19 protein-coding genes and 1 pseudogene are annotated in these 21286 nt (G+C 72.3%); 7 read left to right on the top strand and 13 right to left on the bottom strand.

Translation table 11 applies throughout. The features are described 5' to 3' along the window. Positions 1-4 precede the first annotated feature (4 nt). On the bottom strand, positions 5-1006 hold the full coding sequence (locus Sfulv_RS27120) for an NAD-dependent epimerase/dehydratase family protein (protein WP_173317077.1): 1002 nt from the start codon (positions 1004-1006) through the stop codon (positions 5-7). A gap of 263 nt (positions 1007-1269) precedes the next feature. On the opposite strand from Sfulv_RS27120, the gene Sfulv_RS27115 reads away from it, so the two are divergent. Continuing rightward, positions 1270-2178, top strand: coding sequence for a polysaccharide pyruvyl transferase family protein (locus tag Sfulv_RS27115; protein ID WP_173317076.1), 909 nt, complete (start codon positions 1270-1272; stop codon positions 2176-2178). A 21-nt stretch (positions 2179-2199) separates the two neighbouring features. Here the strand turns inward: Sfulv_RS27115 and Sfulv_RS27110 are convergent, their stop codons facing one another. Further along, positions 2200-3363 (bottom strand): PAS domain-containing protein, encoded by a 1164-nt coding sequence (locus Sfulv_RS27110; RefSeq protein ID WP_173317075.1) that lies wholly within the window; start codon positions 3361-3363, stop codon positions 2200-2202. Between the two features lie 104 nt (positions 3364-3467). Here Sfulv_RS27110 and Sfulv_RS27105 point away from each other — a divergent pair, with 104 nt between their 5' ends. The 6 genes from Sfulv_RS27105 to Sfulv_RS27080 all read left to right on the top strand — a co-directional run bounded on the left by Sfulv_RS27105 (position 3468) and on the right by Sfulv_RS27080 (position 10128). Further along, a complete protein-coding gene (locus tag Sfulv_RS27105; protein WP_256669149.1) occupies positions 3468-4202 on the top strand; it encodes an ANTAR domain-containing response regulator in 735 nt (244 codons plus the stop codon). 155 nt (positions 4203-4357) lie between these two features. After that, positions 4358-4924 carry a type 1 glutamine amidotransferase domain-containing protein gene (locus Sfulv_RS27100; RefSeq protein ID WP_173317074.1) on the top strand — a complete coding sequence of 189 codons (567 nt, stop codon included), beginning with the start codon at positions 4358-4360 and terminating at the stop codon, positions 4922-4924. 399 nt (positions 4925-5323) lie between these two features. Then, positions 5324-6580 (top strand): FUSC family protein, encoded by a 1257-nt coding sequence (locus Sfulv_RS27095; RefSeq protein WP_173317073.1) that lies wholly within the window; start codon positions 5324-5326, stop codon positions 6578-6580. Positions 6581-6884: 304 nt separating this feature from the next. Beyond that, positions 6885-7799: an AurF N-oxygenase family protein gene (locus tag Sfulv_RS27090; protein WP_173317072.1), complete on the top strand. Its 915-nt coding sequence runs from the start codon at positions 6885-6887 to the stop codon at positions 7797-7799. A 44-nt stretch (positions 7800-7843) separates the two neighbouring features. Then, a complete protein-coding gene (locus Sfulv_RS27085) occupies positions 7844-9490 on the top strand; it encodes an FAD-dependent oxidoreductase (protein WP_173317071.1) in 1647 nt (548 codons plus the stop codon). Positions 9491-9507: 17 nt separating this feature from the next. After that, complete coding sequence (locus tag Sfulv_RS27080) at positions 9508-10128, top strand: L-threonylcarbamoyladenylate synthase (protein WP_173317070.1); 621 nt, start codon at positions 9508-9510, stop codon at positions 10126-10128. A gap of 9 nt (positions 10129-10137) precedes the next feature. On the opposite strand, the pseudogene mptB reads toward Sfulv_RS27080, so the two are convergent. The 11 genes and pseudogenes from mptB to Sfulv_RS27025 all read right to left on the bottom strand — a co-directional run bounded on the left by mptB (position 10138) and on the right by Sfulv_RS27025 (position 21233). Next, positions 10138-11642: pseudogene (gene mptB / locus Sfulv_RS27075) on the bottom strand (polyprenol phosphomannose-dependent alpha 1,6 mannosyltransferase MptB). 87 nt (positions 11643-11729) lie between these two features. After that, complete coding sequence (locus Sfulv_RS27070; RefSeq protein ID WP_173317069.1) at positions 11730-11891, bottom strand: hypothetical protein; 162 nt, start codon at positions 11889-11891, stop codon at positions 11730-11732. A 146-nt stretch (positions 11892-12037) separates the two neighbouring features. After that, on the bottom strand, positions 12038-13603 hold the full coding sequence (locus Sfulv_RS27065) for an MFS transporter (protein ID WP_173317068.1): 1566 nt from the start codon (positions 13601-13603) through the stop codon (positions 12038-12040). A gap of 205 nt (positions 13604-13808) precedes the next feature. Further along, positions 13809-14567 (bottom strand): hypothetical protein, encoded by a 759-nt coding sequence (locus Sfulv_RS27060; RefSeq protein ID WP_173317067.1) that lies wholly within the window; start codon positions 14565-14567, stop codon positions 13809-13811. 144 nt (positions 14568-14711) lie between these two features. Continuing rightward, positions 14712-14906 carry a hypothetical protein gene (locus Sfulv_RS27055; protein ID WP_173317066.1) on the bottom strand — a complete coding sequence of 65 codons (195 nt, stop codon included), beginning with the start codon at positions 14904-14906 and terminating at the stop codon, positions 14712-14714. A gap of 135 nt (positions 14907-15041) precedes the next feature. Beyond that, complete coding sequence (locus tag Sfulv_RS27050; protein ID WP_173317065.1) at positions 15042-15929, bottom strand: phosphatidylinositol-specific phospholipase C/glycerophosphodiester phosphodiesterase family protein; 888 nt, start codon at positions 15927-15929, stop codon at positions 15042-15044. Between the two features lie 189 nt (positions 15930-16118). After that, positions 16119-16811, bottom strand: a complete 693-nt coding sequence (locus tag Sfulv_RS27045; RefSeq protein ID WP_173317064.1) for an ABC transporter ATP-binding protein — start codon at positions 16809-16811, stop codon at positions 16119-16121. Beyond that, entirely contained in the window at positions 16804-17793 is a 990-nt protein-coding gene (locus Sfulv_RS27040; protein ID WP_256669148.1) for an ABC transporter ATP-binding protein, read from the bottom strand. Before Sfulv_RS27040 ends, Sfulv_RS27045 begins: the two co-directional genes overlap by 8 nt. After that, complete coding sequence (locus Sfulv_RS27035; protein ID WP_173317063.1) at positions 17790-18647, bottom strand: ABC transporter permease; 858 nt, start codon at positions 18645-18647, stop codon at positions 17790-17792. Before Sfulv_RS27035 ends, Sfulv_RS27040 begins: the two co-directional genes overlap by 4 nt. After that, positions 18640-19605, bottom strand: coding sequence for an ABC transporter permease (locus Sfulv_RS27030; RefSeq protein WP_173317062.1), 966 nt, complete (start codon positions 19603-19605; stop codon positions 18640-18642). Before Sfulv_RS27030 ends, Sfulv_RS27035 begins: the two co-directional genes overlap by 8 nt. 23 nt (positions 19606-19628) lie before the next feature. Beyond that, a complete protein-coding gene (locus Sfulv_RS27025) occupies positions 19629-21233 on the bottom strand; it encodes an ABC transporter substrate-binding protein (RefSeq protein WP_173317061.1) in 1605 nt (534 codons plus the stop codon). Positions 21234-21286 lie beyond the last annotated feature (53 nt).

Below are 21286 nucleotides of genomic sequence, written 5' to 3'. Positions count from 1 at the left end.
TCCTTCAGAGATTCCCGGCCGAGCGCTCGGCCTCCGTGGTCTGCGAGGCGAAGTACGCGATGGTGCGCTCCAGCCCCTCTTCCCAGGCCACCTTCGGTTCCCAGCCGAACATCTCGCGTACGAGGGTGGTGTCAGGACGCCGCCGTTCGGGGTCGTCGACCGGCCGGTCGACGAAGTCGATCCGGCTGGCGGAGTTGGTGAGTTTGACGATCCTCCGGGCGATCTCGTGGACGGTCGTCTCGTCGCTGCCGCCGATGTTCACGGGGCGCACCGACCGGCTCACGGCGACGCGCAGCACTCCGTCGAGGGTGTCGTCGACGTAGCACAGGGAGCGGGTCTGGCTGCCGTCACCCGCGACGGTCAGCGGTTCACCCGCGAGCGCCTGGGTGATGAAGGTGGGTACGGCCCGGCCGTCGTGCGCCCGCATGCGCGGTCCGTAGGTGTTGAACAGCCGTACGATGCCCGCGTTCGTTCCGTGCACCCCCACATGGGCGGTGACGAGGGCCTCGGAGAACCGCTTCGACTCGTCGTACACACTGCGCGGCCCGACCGGGTTGACGTTGCCCCAGTAGTCCTCCCGCTGCGGGTGGACGAGGGGGTCCCCGTACACCTCGGAGGTCGAGGCGAGCAGGAGCCGCGCGCCGTCCCTGGCAGCGATGCCCAGCATGTTGCGGGTGCCGAGACTTCCCACGTCCAGTGTCTCGAGGGGCATGCGCAGGTAGTCGGCGGGCGATGCGGGGCAGGCGAAGTGCAGCACGACGTCGTAGGGGCCGGTCAGGGCCCGCGCGCACGCCGCGTCGGACACATCGCAGTCGACGAAGCGGAATCCGTCCCTTGCCAGGAGGTGGGCCACGTTCGCGGACGATCCCGACGAGAGGTTGTCGGCGCAGTCGACGGCGACTCCGGCGTCCAGCAGACGTTCGCAGAGATGCGAGCCCAGGAATCCGGCGCCGCCGGTCACCACCGCGCGTCGCCAGGGCAATCGCTCAGTCGCTGAGTTCGTCATGCACCCACTGCTCCCTTCGTGCCGTGCGAGGAGTTGAGGAACACGCGCGGCCTGGACGTCATCGTGTCCTCGGACGATTCGCGGGGGGGGAAGGTGTAGAACTGCCCCGGCGGAATGCCGCGTCCTGTTCGTGCCGCCGCTTTCCTGACGGCCCCGAGCGCGGTTCCCCGCCACTCGGTTCTCTGACGCCGATACTGCCGGACGACGACGTGGCCGCACCCCGGCGGATGCCGTCGGGATGAATCCAGGAAGGGCGGACGACCATGCGACAGAGCCTTCCCGCCGTACTCGACGACCTCCTCGGACCCCGTTCGGCAAGCGGGCGGGTGCTGGTCACCGGTTGGTTCAGCTTCCTGGACGGGGAGGTGACGGCGGGTGACGCCCTCGCCGAACGTGCCGTGTCCGAGGCCCTGCGCCATCTGGGTGTCGCGCACGACAGCGCGTGGAGCCCGGTCTTCGCTCCGGGGGCGCTCCGTCTGGAGGAGGCACTGCCGTCCCACTACGAACAACTGCTGTTCGTCTGCGGCCCGGTGCACGGCGACCAGGTCACCCGACTGCACCGCAGGTACGCCTCCTGCCGGCGTACCGCGATCGGTGTCAGTGTCATCGCCGAGGACGACGAGGCGGTCACGGGCTTCCACCGCATCGTGGCACGCGACAGGGCGGGCGAAGGGCTCCTCACCGATCTGGCGGCGGGCGCACAGCAGATGGCCGAGCCGCCGCTCGTCGGGGTCGCCCTCACACACGGTCAGGGCGAGTACGGTGACCGGCGCGACCACGACCGGGTCACCGCGGCGCTCCTGTCCTGGCTGCCCTCCAAGGACTGTGCCCGGGTGCCGGCCGACACCCGCCTCGCCCGCGACGACCGGCAGCTGTGCGGCACGCCCGACCAGTACCTCTCCCTGGTGGGACGGCTGGACCTGATGGTGACCGACCGGCTGCACGGGATGGTCCTGGCCCTGCGCATGGGGGTGCCCGCGCTGGTGGTGGACCCCGTACGGGGCGGCGCCAAGGTGTCCGCGCAGGCGCGTCTGCTGCGCTGGCCCGCCGTGGTCCCCTCGCAGGACGTGTCCGCGCGTGAGCTCGACCACTGGTGGGACTGGTGCCTGTCCGCCGCGGGCCGGGCGGCCGCCCGGCGCCGGCAGGCGCGGGTGGCGCGCGCCGCCACGTAGCCGGCCCCCGTCCGCCCGGCCCTACCCGGTGCCTGCGGCCGCATCCGCCCGGCCGGTGAGCCCTTCCGCGACGATCGCCATGTGCCCCGCGATCATCTCCGCGTACTTGGCCTCGGCCAGGGAGAACGGGGGGCGCGTCCCCGTCCGCAGAAGAGTCAGGGCGCCCCGCGCCGGGGCCTCACCGACAGCGGTGGAGAGCGGAACGGTGAGCAGGGAGCTGACGTCGGCGCGTCCCGTCAGCGGAGCGCCGTCGCCGTCCGCGCCCAGGCGGCCGAGGCCGTCCGCGAGCGCGTCGAGCACCGAGGAGCCCGTACGCACCGCCTCGACGGCCACCGGGCACCGGCGGGGGTCCTGCTGGACGACGGTCTTCTCCAGCTCCGGGTCGTCGTCCCCGGCGGGGCCGTGCACCGCGCTGCGGGTCAGCGCTCCGTCGACCAGGAGGTCGAGCACCGCCCAGTCGGCGATGGCCTCCCCGACCGCGGCGGTCGCGGCCCGCAGTGCTTCCGCCGGGCCGTGTGCCCCGGCTCTCAGGAGGAGACCGCTCGTGCGGTCCATCAGGTCCGTGAGCCCGGCCTCGCTGACCGCCTCCCTCGGGGTCCGGTCCCGGCCCTGTGCGCGTTGCGGCCCGGGCGGCAGGGCGGAGGAGGGCCAGAGCGCCACGAGTACGGTGGGGTCGGCTTCACCCGGCAGCGTGATCTCGCTGAGGGTGACCCGCACCCTGCCGCCCGTCCCGGGTTCGAGCGGCACGCAGAGGCTGCGGCTGCCTTCGCCCCTGGCGACGGCGGCGGTCTGGCTCCGCAGCGCGGGCCGGTCGCCGGGGCGCAGGATTCCGCTCAGCGGCCTGCCCGCCGCATATCCCTGGGGCAGGCCGGTGAGGTCGGCGGCTGCGGGGTTGAGGCGGCGTACCACCGTGTCGCCGTCCACCAGGGCCACGGGCGCCGGAAGGCTTTCGAAGACAGCCTTGAGAAGCCGCTGCTCGGCCTGGTCGGCGGACGGCCCGCCTCGGGCACGGGTGGGCGTCTCGTACGCCGGGCGCAGGTCGTCGACCACGTACCGCAGTTCCAGGAGCGCCGCGTCGAGCAGGACCGAGCGTGCGGAGTCCGGGCGGGCGCGGGCCGCACGCAGCTCTTCCACCCGGGCGACGAAGTCCCGGTACGCGCTGCCGAAGTCCTGTGGCTGGGTCATGGTGTGAAGCTAACGGATCGAGCCGCGTTCCCGAGGGACGGCCGGGCCGGCCGGTCCGGGGTGCTGCTGGCGTGGTGCGGCGTGCTGTCGCGAGGAGGAGCGGAGTGTCTTCGTCCGAGGTGAACGCGGAGTCCGCGGCTGCTGTGCGGCGGACCACGCGGTTGGCCCTGCGCGCTCTGGAGTGCGCACCGGCCTGCTGCGGAGCGACCGTGACGCTCCGTGTACCGGAGTGCGGGCGCCGGACCACGGCCACCCATCCGGACCTCGCGGTCCTGGCCGAGCTGCGGGATTCGGGAGGCGAGGGCCCGGATGCCGATGCCTTCGCCTCGCGTGAACCCGTCGCCTGCGTCGATCTTCTGGCGGACACCCGGTGGCCCCGGTTCCGCGCCCGTGCCCTGGAAGCGGGAATCCGTGCCTGTCTGACCGTTCCGGTCCACCAGCACGGCATGGCCACGGCGGTCACCCTCTACGCGTTCCGGCCGGGCGCGCTGTCCCCGGCGCTCCAGCACCCCGTCCGGGTGCTCGCGGAGGAGTTCGTCGAGGGACTGCTCCGCGAGCACGCCTGCACCTCGGCCAGGGTCGAGGTGCAACAGCTCAGGAAGGCCATCACGTCGCGCGCCGTGATCGACCGCGCCTGCGGCATCGTGATGCGCGTGGTGGGCTGCGGCGCGGACGAGGCGTTCACGATCCTGCGGGCGATCTCGCAGGGGACCAACCAGAAGATGGGCGAGATAGCGGCGGAAGTGGTCGACGGGAACGGCCGGGGACTCGTCCAGCACCTGCGCCGCATCCGCCACACGGTGCCCACGCTCCGGGGCGGCGGCACCTCCGGCAGATGAGCGGACCGTGCCGTCGACGGTGGGCGGTCGGCGTCCGTCCTGGCCGGCCGTCGCATTCGCCACCGCGTCCTGAACGCATGCATGGCCACGGCATTCGGGGAACCCAGCCATCTGCGGCCGCCAACGACACAAATCGTCCCGGAAGGTGACTCTTGATGACTGAGAACGATGTGAACAAGCGGAACGTACTGGCCATCGTCACCAACTACGGTGTCGAGCAGGACGAGCTCGTCGTCCCCGTGGAGCATCTGCGCGGGTGGGGCGCGCACGTGGATGTCGCCGCGACGACGATGGACGACATCGAGACGCTCGTCGGCGACAAGAACCCGGGGAAGGCCGTCCGCCCCGACCTGACCCTGGACGAGGTCGATCCGGCTCGCTACGACCTGCTGCTCGTACCCGGCGGCACACTCAACGCCGACACGCTCCGGCTGCAGGAACCGGCCACCGGCATCGTCCGCGCCTTCACCAGGGCCGGCCGCCCGGTCGCGGCGATCTGCCACGGGCCCTGGGCCCTGGTCGAGGCGGGCGTTCTCCGGGGCAAGCGGCTCACCTCGTACGCCTCGCTGAAGACCGACATCACCAACGCGGGCGGCGACTGGACCGACGAACCGGTGGTCACCGACACCGAGGGCGGCTGGAAGCTCATCACCTCGCGCGATCCCGGCGACCTGGACGCCTTCGTACAGGCGATCGACGAGGCGATCGCCGTACACCGGTAGCCCGCCTCCGCGACGGCCCGGCCCGCCCGCGACCCGAACCGTCGCGCGCCGGAGTACGGCGACTTCCCCGTACGCGTGGAGAAGGCCGAGCCGCAGTCGTACCGCGCGTACCGAGGAGCAAGAACCGGTAACCGATCCGCCCGCGCGGCCCCGGACCCCGCGCCCCGGACGCGTCGCCCCGGGCCCCGGATAGCCCAACCGGGGTCCGGCGCCGCGCGGGCGGCATGTCGCCGTCCCGCCCGGCGGGACGGCACTTACTGTCTGCCGCACGGGCCCGGGGCCGCGGGCGGCGTACACGGAGAACCCTGCCGTGCGGGTCCCCTCGGCGCCCTCGCTCCGAGGCCGCCCTTCCGCGGCAGCTGTCGCCCCCTGCGCCCAGCCCCCGGAGGTATCCACAGAGTGCCCGACGTCACCGACCCCCTGCTGAACCTCATACGGCGGCACAACGAACCGGTGGTCGTACAGACGGTCCGGTCGACCGTGGCCGCTGTCATCTCCTACGTCGTCGCCCTGATGCTGAGCAGTGAACCGGCGCCGCTCACCGCGCCGCTGACCGCGCTGCTGGTCGTCCAGGTCACGCTCTACTCCACGCTCACCACCAGCATGCGCAGGGTGAACGCGGTGGTGGCCGGTGTGGTCATCGCCATCGGCTTCAGCGCGCTGGTGGGGCTGAGCTGGTGGAGCCTCGGCCTGATCATCCTCGCGTCTCTGGTGCTCGGCCGCTTCGTACGGGCCGGCGAGTTCGTACCCGAGGTGGCGATCAGCGCGATGCTGGTGCTGGGTGTGACGCGGGTGGCCGAGACGGCCTGGGACCGGGTGCTCGAAACACTCATCGGGGCGGTGGTCGGGCTCCTGTTCAACGTGCTGTTCGCGCCCCCGGTGTGGGTCCAGCCCGCCGGCGAGGCGATCGAGCACCTGGCGGGCCGTATGCGGCGGCTGCTCCTCTGCCTCAGTGACGAGGTGGTCGGTCACACCACCGTGGCGGTGGCCGCCGACCGCCTGCACGAGGCCCGCCGGCTGGATCACGACATCGTCCAGGTGGACGCGTCGCTCCGGCAGGCGGAGGACAGCCTCCGGCTGAACCCCCGCGTCAAGGAGGGCCTGCTCTTCCGCGTCGTCCTGCGGACCGGCCTGGACACCCTGGAGATCTGCGCGGTGGTGCTCCGGACGGTGTGCCGCACTCTGACGGACCTCGCCAAGGCCAGGACGGACGAGCCCCTCTTCCAGCCCGAGACCGCCGCCGCCCTCCACGACCTCCTCGCCCACATGGCGCACGCCGTCGAGAGCTTCGCCGAACTCATCACCACTCAGGTCAGCGCCAACGCCGACGCGGCGGAGGACCGGCTGGTCGAGGAGCTCTCCGCCAGCCGCGCGAGCCGGGAGACCGTCGCCTTCCTGCTGCTCGGCGGCGTCCAGCAGCACCCGCGCCAGTGGCAGTTGCACGGGGCGCTGCTGGCGGAGGTGGACCGCATCCTGGACGAGCTGGATGTGGAGAAGCGGTCGTCGCGGCTGGTGGAGGAGTTGGACCGGCAGTCGCGCGAACAGCGCGAGAAGCACCCGCTGCTGGGCAAGGTCCGCAGCCGGCTGCGGGCCGGCCGCTCACGTCCGGCCGAGGAGGAGCTGGCCGACACGTCCGACGCGCACGACCGGGACTGACACCGGCCCGCCGCCCGCCGGCCGGGCCGCCACGGGCCGCCCGGCCCGGCCATGAACCGCGGACCGCGCGTCCCGACGCGTGGCGTGAAGACCCGGCGGCAGCTCCGTAAGAGATTCCCCGCATTTGGTTACCGGGGGTAGGCCCGCACGCCACTCTTGTTGTACCTTCCGCCTAACAGCTTGCTAGACGCCGTGTCTAACAAGCGTGAGCGGCGCACGGCGGCCACTCCCCTCAGGCGGCATCGCAGGGGAGCTGCGCGGCGGCCGGCGTCGGGCCGACCTCTCGATTCAAAGGAGCCGCAGCATGTCAGGCAGCACACTTCGGCCGGAGGAACAGGACCGGCTCCAGGAGCAGGACGTCGCACGGCGTCTGCTCGACTCGTCCGCGAAGCTGTCGTACGACCCGGCCACCGAGGTGGACTGGGACACCCCGCTGGACAAGGAGTTCCACGGTGCGAGCCCGGAGTGGAGCACGCTCTACGGGACGGCCTACTGGCAGGAACTGAGCGACGCACAGCGCAAGGAGCTGACCCGCCAGGAGGCGGCGTCGGTGGCCAGCACGGGCATATGGTTCGAGATGATCCTCCAGCAGATGGTGCTGCGTGACATCTACACCAAGGACCCCACCGACGCGGAGTTCCAGTGGGCGCTCACGGAGATCGCCGACGAGTGCAGGCACTCCATCATGTTCGCCCGGGGCGCCGCGAAGCTGGGAGCCCCCGCCTACAAGCCGCGCCGGGCGGTCGTCGAACTCGGCAGGGTCTTCAAGACACTTGCCTTCGGTGAGGCCGCGTACGCCGCGATCCTCGTCGCCGAGGAGGTTCTCGACGTCATGCAGCGCGACTGGATGCGCGACGAACGGGTCGTACCGTTCGTCCGCACGATCAACAACATCCATGTCGTCGAGGAATCCCGGCACATGAAGTTCGCCCGGGACGAGACCCGCAAGCGGCTGCGCCGCGCGGGCCCGGTGCGCCGGCGGGTGAACGCGCTCGTGATCGCGATCGCCTCCTACTTCATCGTGACCAGCATGGTGAACCGGGACGTCTACGCGAACGCCGGGCTCGACACGGAACGCGCCCTCACCGAGGCGGCGTCGAACGAACACCACAGGTCCCTGATGCGCTCCAGCTGTGCGGGCCTCATGGAGTTCCTGTCCTCGGCCCGGCTCCTCACCGGGCCGGCGCTGTTCTTCTACAAGCGCGCCAACCTCATCTGAGCCGAGACGCACCCCGATCGCCTGACCGGAGCCGAGCCGACGCCATGACCTACGCCATCACCCAGACCTGCTGCACCGATGCCACCTGCGTCGCCGTGTGTCCGGTCAACTGCATCCACCCCACCCCGCAGGAAAGGGAGTTCGGCAGCACGGAGATGCTGTACATCGACCCGAAGACCTGCATCGACTGCGGTGCCTGCGCCGACGCCTGCCCGGTCGACGCGATCTTCCCGGTGGACAGCCTCCCCCCGGCACAGCGGGAGTACGCCGCCGTCAACGCGGACCACTTCGCCGACGACGAGCCGCGACCGGTGGGCCGGGGGCCGAACTTCCACGCCTGGGGAGAGCCGAGTTTTGAACGCGGTGTGCCGTCCGACTTCGCGCCGATCCGGGTCGCGATCGTCGGCACGGGCCCGGCCGGGATGTACGCCGCCGAGGACCTGCTGCTGCACACCAACGCCGAGGTGACCCTCATCGACCGGCTACCGGTGGCCGGCGGCCTCATCCGGTACGGCGTCGCCCCGGACCATCCCGCGACGAAGAAGGTGGGCGACACCTTCGCCCGCTTCCACGCCCACCCCCGGGCGCGGACGGTCCTCGGGGTCGAGGTGGGCAAGGACGTCACCGCCGAGGAGCTCGCCGCGCACCACGACGCGGTCATCTACGCGGTGGGCGCTTCGGCGGACCGCCGGCTCGGCGTCGCGGGCGAGGATCTGCGGGGCAGCATCGCGGCCACGGCGTTCGTCGCCTGGTACAACGCCCACCCCGAGGTGCCGGCGGACGCCGTCGACCTCTCGGGTGAGCGCGTCGTCGTGGTCGGCAACGGCAACGTCGCGGTCGATGTCGCGCGCATCCTCGCCACGGACCCCGAGACGCTGGCCGGTACGGACATCGCCGACCACGCCCTCGCGGCCCTGCGGACGTCGAAGGTGCGCGAGGTGGTCCTGCTCGGCCGCCGCGGCCCCGAGGACGCCGCGTACACCGCCTCCGAACTGCGCGCGCTCAAACACCTCCCGGGGGTGGAGCTCGTCGTCGACGACCACGACCCGCGGACCGGTGCGACGATCGACAGCGCCTCGCCGAAGGACAAGGCGGGGCTGCTGAAGGGGGTGGCACGGCGGAGGGCCGACTGGTCACCGACGCCGGACGCGGGACGCCGCGTCGTCCTGCGCTTCCACTCCTCGACCGTGGAGGTACTGGGTACGGACGCCGTCGAGGCGGCCCGGGTGACGGGGGTCGCGGGTGATCAGGAGATACCGGCGGGCATGCTCCTGCGGGCCGTCGGCTACCGCGGTGTACCCGTGCCCGGCCTGCCCTTCGACGAGGCGGACGCGACCGTCCCGCACCAGGGCGGCCGGGTGACCGGGCGGCCCGGGACGTACGTCGTCGGCTGGATCAAACGCGGGCCGTCCGGCGGTATCGGGGCCAACCGCACGTGCGCGGCGGAGACCGTCAGCACGCTCCTCGCCGACGCAGTCTCCGGAGCACTGTCCGCACCGGCCGGGTCGGCGACCGCCTTTCGACGGCTGGTCAGGAAGCGCACCCGGCGGCTGATCGACGCCCGCGGCCTGGCGGCCATCGACCGGGCCGAGCGGGCACGCGGCCGGGACCAGGGCCGTACGCGCGCCAAGCTCGGCACGGTGCCGGAACTGGTGGCGGCGGCGAAGGGCAACCGGTGGGGGCGGTCATGACCCCCTAGAATCGCTGGATGGCGAAGTACTTCGACGTGCACCCCGAGAATCCTCAGCGGCGCACCATCAGCAGCGTGGCCGACAGCATCCGATCCGGTGCGCTCGTCGCGTACCCGACGGACTCGTGTTACGCGCTGGGGTGCCAGCTGGGCAGCCGTGACGGCATCGGCCGCATCCGGTCGATCCGCGGCCTCGACGACCGGCACCACTTCACGCTCGTCTGCGAGAACTTCGCCCAGCTGGGCCAGTTCGTGCAGGTCGACAACGACGTGTTCCGGGCCGTCAAGGCGGCGACCCCCGGCAGTTACACCTTCATCCTCCCCGCGACGAAGGAGGTGCCCCGCCAGCTGATGCACCCGAAGAAGAAGACGGTCGGCGTGCGCATCCCGGACCACGCCGTCGTACAGGCGCTGCTCGCGGAGCTCGGTGAGCCGATCCTGTCCAGCACGCTGCTCCTGCCGGACGAGGAGGAGCCGCTGACCCAGGGCTGGGAGATCAAGGAACGGCTCGACCACGTGGTGGACGTCGTCGTCGACTCGGGCGACTGCGGAACCGAGCCGACCACGGTCATCGACTTCTCCGGCGGTGAACCGGAGGTCGTACGCAGGGGAGCGGGCGACCCGGCGCGGTTCGAGTAGGGGCGGACCCTAGGGCCTGAGGTGCCCCGGCACCGTACGTACCGCGTGCTCGGCCGTCGAGGTGTCACCGGCGCCTTCCGGCTCGGCGCCGCGCGGGGCCGGCAGGCGGGCCTCTTCCGGCTCCGGCGGCTCCCGGCGCACCAGCAGGGCGCCGATCACCCCGGCGACGGCCGCGAGTGCGAAGCCGTAGGGCGGGGTGCTGCCCGTGGGGTGCGTCTCGTACACGAGTGCGGCCGACAGGACGGCGACCGCCGTGCCGGCGCGGCCGTGCGGGGAGGTGGCGGCGACGACCGCCGTTCCCCACAGCAGGTACCAGGGCTGGACCATCGGGGAGAGCGCGACCAGGGCGAGCAGGGCGAGGCCGAGCGCGTGGACCGGTTGCAGGGAGCCGCGCAGGGCGCGCCAGGCGAGGAACAGGATGAGCGACGCCGCTCCGGCGAGACCCACTGTCCGGACGAGGGACTTCACCGTCGCGGGTCGGTGCCGGTGACCGGTCGCAGGAGGTGGCCGAGGCCGAGCCCGATGTCGCTGGTGGCCGACAGCGCGGTGTGGATGGTTCCCGCGACACTCTGCGTTCCCAGCCAGCCGAAGCCGGTACCGGCGAGGAGGGTCGTGGCGACGGCGACCGCCGCCGCCACCAGTCCGGGCGCCAGCAGGCCCTTGGCCAGCCGGCGCCGGAGGGGGCCGGTGGCCGAGCTGGTCACGAGTACGCCGATGAACAGCAGCGCGACGGCCGCCGGTGACTTGACCATCACGGCGAGTGCGACGAGTACGCTGCCGGTGATCCAGCGGCCCCGCAGGGCGAGGACGACACCCGCGAGCATGAGCCCGGTCATCAGTCCGTCGTTGTGCACGCCACCGACCACGTGCATGAGCAGCAGCGGGTTGAGCGCCCCCAGCCAGAGGGCGGTGCTCTCGCTCCTGCCGTGCTCGCGCGCCAGGCGGCGCAGCGCCCATACGATCAGCACCAGCGCGGCCACGGCGACGAGGCGCATGCCGAGCACGGCGGGCACGATCGTCCCGCCTGTCAGCGAGGTCACGCCGCGGGCGAGCACCAGGAAGAACGGTCCGTACGGGGCGGGGGTGTCCGTCCAGTGCCCCCCGACACTCGCGGCGGCGTCGCCGCCGAGTCCGCCGGGGTCGAGGACCGAGGGCCCCTCGACGTAGACGTCGTGTCCTTCGACGACCATGGCGCCCTGGGCGATGTAGCTGTACACGTCGGCGCTGTGGAGCGGGGGCGCCAGGAGCATCGGGGCCGTCCACCAGGCGAGGGTGACGAGCGTCTCGCGTACGGAGGCGCCTGCCCGGCCGTACTGCCACCAGGCGACGACGAGGACGGTCAGTCCGGCGTAGGCGAGGACGGCGGCCGACGTGGTCAGCGTGGACCCGTGCGGCACCCACAGTCCCCAGGGGTCACGGGCCGGCAGACTCCCGGCGGCCCAGCCGCCGACGACGGCCGCGACGGAGCCGGCGGTGCCGAGCCGACGGTAGGCGACAGCGCTCATTTGCCACATGACCGGTCAACCTATCGAACGGGGTGGACGGGTCCGCGGCGAGGACCGTTCGGGCGGGGGCGCCCCTTGTTCAGGACGTGGCCGGGATCACCGGAAGGCGACCGGCGCCCGGAGGTCGCTGAAGTCGATCGCGCGTTCCGCTTCGCGGAGTGCCTGCTCGGCCACCCGGCGAACCTCCGCCAGTACGTCGCCGTGCTCCTGCACGAGACTGGCGTAGATCGGTGCCTCGGACCTGTCTGCGGAACTCATGTCGAACTTCTCCGTCGATCAGTTGCGTACTCTCCCGCCGGTGGGCGCGAGTGCGGGCCGAGTGTACGTGCTCCGCAGTCCACGCCGCAGCCCGTATCGCGACAACGGGTATCGGCCACCACGCCCGCGGGTCTCTGCCGGTGCGGTCATCGCGGGGGCGCGGGCCCGTCAGGCGGCAGGTCCGGTTGTGCCGAGTGCCCTCCGGGCGCCCCCTGGGGAGCGTCTTCGGCCGGTACGAGCGGCAGGGTGCCGCCGCCGCGCAGCCGCTCCAGATCCGCCGGGCGCACCTGGATCACGGTCAGGGCGACCAGCGCCGCGATGACCGCCATGGCCGCGGCGCCGATGAAGGCGCTGGAGATGCCCGAGGTCAGGACCTGGTCGCCCCAGGTGCCCGGCAGCTCTCCCGTCCTGCGGAACTCCAGGCGTTGGGCGGGGGTCGCCTCCGCCATGAAGCGCGGTACCTGGCCGGTCGCCTCGTTGCGGCTGGCCGTGCCGAAGATCGTGACCAGGATGGACAGACCGAGCGACCCGCCCACCTGCTGGGTGGCGTTGAGGATGCCGGAGGCCGCCCCGGAGTCGCGGGCGCCCACGCCCGATACCGCCATCAGAGTCAGTGAGACGAACTGCATGCCCATGCCGAGGCCGAAGACCAGCATCGGGCCGAGGATGCTGCCCAGGTAGGTGCTGTCGATGTCCGTCAGCGTCAGCCAGGCGAGTCCCGCCGCGGCCAGGACCGCGCCGACCACCATGAACGGCTTGGGACCGTAGCGCGGCAGCAGTTGCGAGGCGATTCCCGCTCCCACCGCGATGATCACGCTCACCGGCAGGAACGCGAGCCCGGCGCGCAGAGGGCTGAAGTCCAGGATGTTCTGCACGAACAGCGTCAGGAAGAAGAACATGCCGAACATCGCCGCGGCGAGGCTCAGCATCATCGCGTAGGAGCCCGCGCGATTGCGGTCGCGGAACATCCACAGAGGCGTGATGGGCTGCTTGGACCGGTTCTCGATCAGCAGGAACACGGCGAGCAGCACGAGGGCGGCGGCGAAGGCGGCGAGGGTGAGGTCGTCGCGCCAGCCGTCCTCCGAGGCGCGGATGAAGCCGTAGACGAGCAGCACCATGCCCGCGGTCGAGGTGAGCGCCCCGAGGGCGTCGAAGTGTCCGGGACGGCGTTCCGACTCACGGATGTAGCGGGGCGTCGCGAGCACGATCAGCAGGCCGATGGGCACGTTCACGAAGAGGATCCAGCGCCAGTCGAGCCACTCCACGAGCAGCCCGCCCGCGAGCAGACCGATCGCGCTGCCGCCCGCCGACACGGCGGCGAACACGCCGAACGCCCTGTTGCGCTCGGGTCCTTCGCGGAAGGTCGTGGTGATGAGCGCGAGGGCTGTGGGAGAGGCGATGGCGCCACCGACGCCCTGGAGGGCGCGCGCGGCCAGCAGTTGCCAGGACTCCTGCGACAGTCCGCCGAGCAGTGAGGCGAAGACGAACAGCAGGATGCCGAACATGAAGACTCTGCGGCGGCCGAGGATGTCGCCCAGTCGCCCGCCGAGCAGCAGCAGCCCGCCGAAGGTCAGGGTGTAGGCGTTGATGACCCACGACAGGCTCTCGGTGGAGAAGCCCAGAGAGGTCTGGATGTGGGGCAGCGCGATGTTCACGATGGTGATGTCGAGGACCACCATAAGCTGGCAGGACGCGATGACCAGCAGGGCCATTCCGTGGCCGCGGCTCCGCTCGGGGCGGCTCCTGTCCGGGGGATGGTGCGGGGGAGCTTGTCATGGCATCCATGCCTCGCGTCAGCGGGGTAGACGGTGGCTCACCCCACCGACGTTAGGCCCCGCCTCCCGGGCTCGCCAATCGAGCACCTGTTCTCCGTCGCCGATGGCCGCTGAGGCTCTCGGGTGCCCACGAGGAGGCCGGTCAGCGCCGCGGCGCCTGCGGGGGATTCGGGTACTGCCTGCGGGAGCGGTTGTCCAGCATGGCCCGCCTGATCTCGGCCGCGGTGGCACGGGCGTGCGCGGGGGTCGCCGTATGGTCGGCCACCGCGGTGACGAAGCGGTGCGTGGGCTGCCGGCACCGTCCGCACGGCGTGTCGCCCGTGACCAGATAGCCGTCCTCGCACTGGGGGTCGGAGCAGTGGCCCGGCCGCAGCAGCTCCTCGGCGATCTCCTCGACGCTCCAGCGGCGGCGCCCGTCCTCGTCCTTCTCGTGCAGGGCGTGGGACCAGCGGGTGTTCCACCGGCGTTCCAGCCGGTCCACGAGCTGCGCGGGCGTGCGCCGGCCGAGCTCCTGGTGGATCAGCTCGTGGACCTCCTGCGGCATGCGGCGGCCGAGCGCCTGCGTGAGCGGCTGCGGGATCGCGCGCAGTACGTAGCCGACGGGGTCGGAGCCCGCCCGCTGGTGCCAGGTGCGGCATCCACACTCGCCTTCGGGCGGCATCGGGGTGTGGCAGCGCGCGCACAGACCGCGGCACACCCCGCAGAGTCCGTCGTTCAGTCCGTCCAGGTGGGGGGCGGGGGACCTGCCGCACTCCCGGCAGCAGGCGGCGCACGGTCCGCAGAGCCGCTCGTTGCCCAGCTTCGTCGTCCAGGACCGCTGCTGGCACCGGCAGCAGAGCCCGGTGTTGCAGTACTCGTGGTGAGCGGCGCCCGACTGCCGTCCGGGGGGTGGGAAGGACATGACTGCGGTCTCCAGATACGTGGCGGGGCCGTCCGGAGCGGTGCGCGGCCGGGTTCCGTCACCATTGTCCCGTATCGGATGGGCCCGCGGAACTGACCGGGGCCGGTCAGGGGCAGTCGGTGCGGGCCGGTGAGGTGCGGGCGGTCAGGGGTGCAGGCCGCTGACGACGTTCGCCGTGGCGGTGATCCCCTCCTGGATGGTCGGCGCCATGCTCGAGCCCGCGAGGAAGAAGCCGAGCAGCGCGCATACCAGGGCGTGGGAGACCTTCAGTCCGCCACTGCGCAGGAAGACCGCTGCGAGAATCAGCAGGAGCAGCATCACTGAGATCGAAATGGCCATGCCAACCTCCTCCGCCGCGCCTGATTTGCGGCATTCGGCCGCCAGTGTGGCGTAGCGGAGGGGCCGTCCGGCGCACTTGCGTGTCCGCCGAACGGGTATTGACTCGGCGTGACCGTTTCGGCGCGGCGGTGCCGGTCAGGCTGGGGTGCGCCCGGCCCGCCCGACCCGCGCCCGGGCGCGGAGGAAGGTCCCCAGTCCGGCCAGGTCATCGGTGTTGAGGTGGTCGACGCCTGCCGCCAGGAGTTCCGTCCACAGGGCGTCGCGGTCCGGGCCCGGTACGTCGGGGGTCGCCCAGAAGCGGATGCGCCTGCCCTGGCGGTGCGCGGTGTCGACCAGGAGGCGGAGCCGGTCGCGCTCGGCGGCCGGGAAGGGACCGGCGCCGCGCCAGCTGAAGTTCTGGGTCCAGTTGCTGCTGACGAGCGGGATGAAGGCGGCGGTCGCGGGGCCTTCGAGGTCGTCCAGCCGGCCGTCGTAGAAGGCGTACCGCGTGCGCTGGGCCTCCATGGGCAGTCGGGCCGCCCGGTCCCCCGAGATGACGGGGGTGACCGCGCCGGGGTGGACGCGGCCGTGACTGAAGCGGGTCAGGATCTTGCGGTAGGGCTGGAGCTGCCGGTCGAGTTCGGCGTAGGTGGCCGCGCCCTCGTTCTTGATGTCGATCAGCAGGTGCAGAGGGCTGCCGCGGTGTCCGGCGTACACGGCTCCGTGGTTCGCCGTGACCCGGGCCAGCAGCGGGTCGAGGTAGAGCGAGGCGAGGGTGCGGGTCGGGTCGAGCGTGGCGGGTTCGTGGGCGACCAGCAGCTCGCCGCCGACGAGGAAGATGTCCGCCTCCACGCTGGTGAATCCGTGGTCGAGCGCGTCGTGGAGCGGGCGCGGATGCAGGTAGTCGTTGTGCGCGTGGGCCCGGGCCAGCGGGCGCGGACCCGGGCGGCCCGTGGCCGCCGCCATCTGAGCGGGAATCGCCACCCCGGCGGCCGCGGTGGCGAGGGCGGTGGTGACGACTCTGCGACGGGTCAGGTGTGCCATGGCGTCTCCCTGGAGCGGAGGGGGGAACCGGAGGACGGACGCGACCGAGTATGGAGCCGCGCCGGAGCACATGGGCAGGTACCTGCCAAATATTGGACCGCCCGTCGTCCACCCGTCGACTGCGCCCCACCCGCTGTTTCCCGTGCGCCCCGGGGGCGGCTGGGGCCTGCCCGGTCCTCGAAGGCCCGGCTACCCGCGCGCGCCCACCGCTTCGGCGGGCTCGCGCGTCCCGTCCAACTCCTCCCAGCGCACCGTCCGGTCGCACCAGCGCTCCAGGAGCACCCGGTCGTGACCCACCGCCAGCAGCGCGGCGCCGGACTCCGCGCGGTACGCCTCCACGACCGAGACGAGGGCGGCGGTGGTCGAGGCGTCGAGCATCGCCGTCATCTCGTCGCAGATCAGCAGCCCCGGCCGGAGCACCAGCGCGCGGGCGAGGCAGGCGCGTTGCAGCTGCCCGTCGCTGACGGCGTGCGGGCGGCGATCCAGCAGTTCCCCGGTGAGTCCGACCTCCCGCGCCAGCTCCGCCACCCGTACGGCGACTTCGTGGCGCCGCCCGGTCGACCTCAACGGCTGGGCGATGAGCTCGCGCAGGCTCAGCCGGGGGTCGGCGGAGAGGCGCGGCTGCTGGAACACCACGCCCACGGCGGTGCGCTGCTCCTGCGGGGCCCGGTACCGCCAGCCCTTTACCGGAGCGCCGGCGAGGACGACCGAGCCGGCGTCGGGGCGGTGCAGCAGGGCGGCCACCCGCGCCAGCGTCGACTTGCCGCAGCCGCTCGGGCCGAGCAGCCCGACCGACTCCCCCGGCGCGACGGCGAGCGAGACGTCGCGCACGACGGGGTCACGCCGGTCGTACCCGGCGGTGACGCGGTTGAGCTCAAGCATCGGCGGGCTCCTCGGCTCGGTGGATCTCGACGCCCGTCAGATGGTGACAGGCCACCCCGTTCTCGAACGACGGCTGTAGCCCGCAGCGTTCGTCGGCGCGGGGGCAGCGGGCGGCGAAGGCGCACCCCGCGGGCAGGTCGGCCAGCTCCGGCGGCATGCCCGGGATGGGTGCGAACTCCCGCTCAGGCAGGGCCTCCAGCAGACCCCTGGCGTACGGGTGGCGGGGTCCTGGCCGGCCGAAGAACCGTTCGGCGTCGGCGAGTTCGACGATGCGGCCCGCGTACATCACGGCGACCCGGTCGGCGATCCGCCCGGCCGCCGCCAGGTCGTGGGTGATGAGCAGCAGTGCCCGGCCCCGGTCGGTGTGGCGCCGCAGTTCGTCGACCGTCCGCTCCACGAGTTCCCGGTCGAGCCCGGTGGTGGGCTCGTCGGCGAGGAGCAGCGGCGCGTCGCCGATGAGCGCGAGGGCGGTCGCGGCGCGCTGGGCGAGGCCGCCGGAGAGTTCGTGCGGGTAGCGGTCGAGGTGGTCGGCGGGGAAGGCGGCGCGTCCGGCCGCCGCCCGCGCCGCGGGCCCCACCGCGGGCCCCCGTACGCCGGTCAGTTCGCGCAGCGTCTCCTCCAGCTGCGCGCGGACCGTCCGCACGGGCGTGAGGTGGGCGGCCGGGCTCTGCGGTACGAGCCCGATCCGGCGTCCCCGCACGGTGCGGGCGAGGACGCGTTCGCCCGCGGTGACCAGGTCGGTGTCGCCGTCGAGGACCGCGGCGCCGGAGGTCTCGGCGTTCGCGGGCAGCAGCCCGAGCAGGGCCGAGGCGAGTACGGACTTGCCGCAGCCGCTCTCCCCGACCAGGGCGAGGCACTCCCCCGCCGCGAGGTCGAAGGTGGCGTCGGTGACCGCGGCGACGTGCCGGCCGCCCCGCATGCGGAAGCGGACGGACAGTCCTGCCACGGAGAGCACGGGTCGTGCGGGAGATGTCTTCTTCACAGCATCAGCTCCGATCGGCGGCGCGGGTTGATCCGCTCCCGCCAGGCGCCGGCGAGCCCCGCGAGGGCGAGGGTCGGAATGATCAGGAAGAGGCCGGGGAAGAGCGTCGGCCACCAGTCCCCCGCCAGCAGGGAACCGCGCGCCGACTGCACGAGGTTGCCCAGGCTGGCCTGATGGGTCGGCAGGCCGAGGCCCAGGAACGACAGCGCTGACTCGTGCCACATGGCGTGCGGCACCATCAGCACCGCCGCGAGACCGGCCTGCGGCAGCACTCCGGGCAGCAGGTGCCGCACGATGACCCGGCCCCGTGAGGCACCACCGGAGATCGCCGCGTCGATGAACGGCCGCGAGCGCAGCGACAGCACCTCCGAGCGGACGATCCGCGCCGTCGACAGCCAGTGGGTCAGCGCCACCGAGACGATGACGGGCCAGACGCCGGGCCGGAACATCGCCACGATGAAGATGCCGAGCAGCAGGTGGGGGATGGACGAGAAGGTGTCGACGAGCCGCATGACCACGCGGTCGGTCCAGCCGCCGAAGGCGGCGGCGAGCGCGCCGACCGCCGTGCCGATGACGGTGGCGGTGAGGGCGGCGACGACTCCGACGAGCAGGGAGACCCGCAGGCCGTACACACAGCGCAGCAGCAGGTCCCGGCCCACGTCGTCCGTGCCGAACGGGTGGGCGGGGGACGGCGGTCTGAGCTTGGCGGCGAGGTCGACCGCCTGCTGGTCGAGCTGGGCCAGCGGGGGCACCAGGAGGACGGCGAGCGCCACCGCCACCAGAACGCAGGTCGAGGTGACCACCCGGGTGCGGCGTGCCGCGCCGCGTGCGGGCCGGAGTGCGAGGTCAGCCATCGAAGCCCACTCTCGGGTCGGCGAGTCCGTACAGCAGGTCGGAGAGGAGGTTGCCGAGGAGCACGGCGGCGGTGGCCAGCACGGTCAGTGCGGCGAGCAGCGAGAAGTCCACGGAGGTGGCGGCCTCCACGGTGGCCGCGGCGATGCCCGGCCAGCTGAAGACCGTCTCGACGAGCAGGGCGCCGGTGATGAGTTCGGGGACGCGGGAGCCGATGAGCGTGAGCATCGGGAGCATTCCGGAGCGCAGGGCGTGGCCCAGCAGCACGGTGCGCTCGCGGAGTCCGCGGGCGCGGGCGCCGCGCACCGGGTCCTCGTCCAGGGCGTCGGTGACCCCCTGGCGTACGTAGAGGAAGAACCATGGGAGCTGGGAGACCCCGAGGACGGAAGCGGGCAGCACCAGATGGGTGGCGACCTGGCCGAAGGTGACGGTGTCGCTCCCGGCGTCGGTGAGTCCGCCGGCCGGGAGCACGTCCAGCTGGAGGGCGAAGAACCAGATGGCGAGCAGCCCGAGCCAGAAGGCCGGCGCCGCCTCCAGGGTGTACGCGGCGGAGCTGACACAGCGGTCGAGCGCACCGCCGGGGCGGCGGGCCGCGAGGACGCCGAGCCCGGTGCCCAGCAGGATCGCGATGACGAACGCGCACGTGGCGAGGGTGAGCGACCAGCCGGCCCGTTCACCGATGACGTCGGCGACGGGCATGCGCATCACGCTGGGGTCGCCGAGATCGCCCCGCACGGCGGACGTCAGCCAGTCCCACCAGCGGGTGAGAAGGGGCTGGTCGACGCCGAGGTTGGCCCTGAGCTGGTCGAGGTTCTCCTGCGAGGCGGTCAGACCCGCCGTGCCCGCGTACGCCTTGACGGGGTCGAAGGGGGAGGCGGCGGCGACGGCGAAGACGCCGAAGGTGACGGCGATCAGGACCGGCACGGCGGACAGGGCACGCCGTGCCGTCATCCGTGCCATCGGCCCCCAGGGGAGGCGGTGGCTCACTTGTCCGCGCCCCGCGGGGTCCACTTCTCGATGTTCCACCAGGGGCCGGAGGCCAGCCCGTGGTCGTGCGGCTCGACCTGGGTGGTGAGGTCGCCGAACCGGCTGCCGACGACGTACACGTGGTCGATGTGGGTGAGGAAGGTGTAGCCGGGGTCCTTGGCGAGCTCGCGCTGGACGGTGTCGTACGCCTTCTTGCGGGCGGCCGGGCCGCCGCTCCTGCGGCCGGCTTCGACGGCCTCGTCGACGGCCTTGTTGTCGTACCAGGCCATGTTGTTGAAGCCGTCGCCCGCCAGGGTGGACATGAGCAGGGTGTACTGGTCGAAGTCGGGGTCGGCGGGCGATCCGCCGCCCGCGAGGACGGCGTCCTGCTTCATCCGGGGCTGGATGACCTCCCAGGTGCCGGCCTCGGTGGTGATGTTGATGCCCGCCTTCCTGGCGTCGGAGGCGTAGGCGAGCGCGTGCTCCTGGCGGAGCTTGTCCCCGGTGAGGTACCAGAGCGGGAACGCGGCGCGCACCCCGTCCTTGGTGCGGACCCCGTCCTTGCCGGGCTTCCAGCCGGCCTCGTCGAGGATCTTCCTCGCCGCGTCGAGGTCGTGGACACGTTCGGTGCCCTTGGCGAACCACTCGCTGCCGGTGGGGACCGGCCCGTAGGCGGGCTTGCCCGCGCCGTTCAGGATGGCGTCGACCATGGCCTGGCGGTCGACGGCGATGTCGAGCGCACGCCGGACCGCGCGGTCACCGGCGACCTTGTTGTGGGTCGGCAGCGTCACCGTGCGGTAGTCGTAGGTCTTGGCGGTGTACGTCGTGAGGCCGTTCTCGTCCTCGAAGCCTTCGGCGAGGTTGGGCGGGAGGATCGCGCCGTCGAGGTCGCCGGAGCGCAGCCGGGTGGCGCGCACGTCGTCGTCCTTGATGATCGCCATGGTGAACCGCTTCACCTTGGGCTCGCCGCCCCAGTAGCCGGGGTTGGCCCGGAAGCTCAGCTTCTCGCCCTTGGACCACTTGGTGAGGAGGTAGGGACCGGTGCCGATCGGCCGTGTGGTGAACGTGCCGCTGTTGACGTCCTGCCGGCCCGCGACGTGTTCCGGGGCGATGGGCAGGACGGTGCGCCGGGCGAAGGGCGCGTAGGGGTACTTGAGCGTGAAGACGACACCGTGGTCCCCGACTGCCCTGACGTCCTTGACGGCGTCCAGCTCGGTGCGCGAGGGGTTGTTCGTCTTCGCGTCCAGGATGGTCCGGTAGGTGAAGACGACGTCCCTGGCACCGAACGGCTTGCCGTCGCTGAACTTCACGCCCCGGCGGAGCTCGTACGTGTAGGTGAGCCCGCCGTCGCCGACGACGGGCAGCGCGCGGGCGAGCGCGGGCCGCAGCTTCAGGTCCTCGTCGAGGGCGAGCAGCCCGTCGAATATCTTGGAGTTGCCGTCCTTGCCGTAGCCGAGCAGAGGGCTGAGGCTGTCGGGCTCGTACGCGATCCCCACGACCGCGGAGTCCGCGGGAGCGGCGCCCTTGCCCGGACCGCCCGGATTCGAGCAGGCTGCCGCCGTGATCGAGAGCACGGTCGCCAGCGTGACCGCGACCCCTCCCCGTACCGATCGGGCCCTCATACGCCGCACACCCCTATTGAAGATCAACCGTTATTGCGAATGTGTCGCAATTA

Origin of the sequence: Streptomyces fulvorobeus (genome assembly GCF_013167895.1) — a bacterium.
In the GTDB taxonomy this organism is placed as follows: Bacteria; Actinomycetota; Actinomycetes; order Streptomycetales; family Streptomycetaceae; genus Streptomyces; species Streptomyces fulvorobeus.
The sequence above is the reverse complement of the archived record's forward strand: the minus strand, read 5'-3'. Positions and strand labels throughout refer to the sequence as shown.

Excerpts from the sequence above, each read along its gene's own strand:
- Sfulv_RS27050 (WP_173317065.1), bottom strand. The coding sequence starts at position 15,929 with ATGGCACACCTGACCCGTCGCAGAGTCGTCACCACCGCCCTCGCCACC.
- Sfulv_RS27055 (WP_173317066.1), bottom strand. The coding sequence starts at position 14,906 with ATGGCCATTTCGATCTCAGTGATGCTGCTCCTGCTGATTCTCGCAGCG.
- Sfulv_RS27120 (WP_173317077.1), bottom strand. The coding sequence starts at position 1,006 with ATGACGAACTCAGCGACTGAGCGATTGCCCTGGCGACGCGCGGTGGTG.
- Sfulv_RS27070 (WP_173317069.1), bottom strand. The coding sequence starts at position 11,891 with ATGAGTTCCGCAGACAGGTCCGAGGCACCGATCTACGCCAGTCTCGTG.
- Sfulv_RS27100 (WP_173317074.1), top strand. The coding sequence starts at position 4,358 with ATGACTGAGAACGATGTGAACAAGCGGAACGTACTGGCCATCGTCACC.
- Sfulv_RS27035 (WP_173317063.1), bottom strand. The coding sequence starts at position 18,647 with ATGGCTGACCTCGCACTCCGGCCCGCACGCGGCGCGGCACGCCGCACC.
- Sfulv_RS27085 (WP_173317071.1), top strand. The coding sequence starts at position 7,844 with ATGACCTACGCCATCACCCAGACCTGCTGCACCGATGCCACCTGCGTC.
- Sfulv_RS27115 (WP_173317076.1), top strand. The coding sequence starts at position 1,270 with ATGCGACAGAGCCTTCCCGCCGTACTCGACGACCTCCTCGGACCCCGT.
- Sfulv_RS27090 (WP_173317072.1), top strand. The coding sequence starts at position 6,885 with ATGTCAGGCAGCACACTTCGGCCGGAGGAACAGGACCGGCTCCAGGAG.
- Sfulv_RS27110 (WP_173317075.1), bottom strand. The coding sequence starts at position 3,363 with ATGACCCAGCCACAGGACTTCGGCAGCGCGTACCGGGACTTCGTCGCC.
- Sfulv_RS27045 (WP_173317064.1), bottom strand. The coding sequence starts at position 16,811 with ATGCTTGAGCTCAACCGCGTCACCGCCGGGTACGACCGGCGTGACCCC.
- Sfulv_RS27060 (WP_173317067.1), bottom strand. The coding sequence starts at position 14,567 with ATGTCCTTCCCACCCCCCGGACGGCAGTCGGGCGCCGCTCACCACGAG.
- Sfulv_RS27025 (WP_173317061.1), bottom strand. The coding sequence starts at position 21,233 with ATGAGGGCCCGATCGGTACGGGGAGGGGTCGCGGTCACGCTGGCGACC.
- Sfulv_RS27030 (WP_173317062.1), bottom strand. The coding sequence starts at position 19,605 with ATGGCACGGATGACGGCACGGCGTGCCCTGTCCGCCGTGCCGGTCCTG.
- Sfulv_RS27080 (WP_173317070.1), top strand. The coding sequence starts at position 9,508 with ATGGCGAAGTACTTCGACGTGCACCCCGAGAATCCTCAGCGGCGCACC.
- Sfulv_RS27065 (WP_173317068.1), bottom strand. The coding sequence starts at position 13,603 with ATGGCCCTGCTGGTCATCGCGTCCTGCCAGCTTATGGTGGTCCTCGAC.